This is a genomic window from Bacillus sp. 522_BSPC, assembly GCF_001076885.1.
Taxonomy (GTDB): Bacteria; Bacillota; Bacilli; order Bacillales; family Cytobacillaceae; genus Niallia; species Niallia hominis.
This window is the reverse complement of sequence record NZ_JVDT01000106.1, coordinates 1-716: the sequence shown is the minus strand read 5'-3', so window position 1 is coordinate 716 and position 716 is coordinate 1. Positions and strand designations below refer to the sequence as shown.

The window sequence follows — 716 nt, the reverse complement described above, 5'->3', positions numbered from 1 at the left end:
GATGAGTATCTAGGTGGAAAACTTCCTCGACAAATCTTCATGGATAACGGCTTTGATGTGGACGTTATAGGAATAAAGCGAATTGAACAATCCGCATACAGGTGGAAGAAAGCCTATAAAAAGGATGGGTTAATCGGACTCACAGACTCAAGAAAATCCGGTTCTGGTAGACCATTAAAGCGAGAACTTACACCGTCTGAAGTGATTGAAAGGCAAGAAGCTAGAATTAAGCTATTGGAGGGACAAGTAGAGTTATTAAAAAAGCTAGAAGTGACAGAAAGGAGGCTGCTAAACGAAAACCTAGAATCAAGTAGAGTATATCAATTAATTTCTGAGACCATTGAACAAAGTGGATTTAAGCGTATGACCAAGTATTTTTGCGATTTTTTAGAAGTTTCCCGTTCTGGATACTATAGCTTCCTTCAAGCATATACTATCCGAGAGGCGAGAGAACAATTGGACTTGAAAGCGAAAGAAGTCATACTAAAAGCCTTTAATCGACGGGGATATAAGAAAGGNTCCCGGTCCATAAAAATGATCTTGGAGAATGAATATAACATTATATTTAGTCGTAAAAAGATCCAAAGAATCATGAAGAAATATGGAATAGTCTGTCCTCATAGGAAAGCAAATCCTTATAAAAAAATCGCTAAAGCTACAAAGGAGCATCAAGTCGTACCAAACAAGCTAAACAGAGAGTTTAAGCAGGGTATACC

The 716-nt window shown here is 37.8% G+C and carries 1 protein-coding gene; it reads left to right on the top strand.

Annotated elements, in window-relative coordinates; all coding sequences use genetic code 11:
* Positions 1 to 716, top strand: a 716-nt coding sequence (locus ADJ83_RS24795; RefSeq protein WP_048717484.1) for an IS3 family transposase, incomplete at both ends; no start/stop codon positions are given.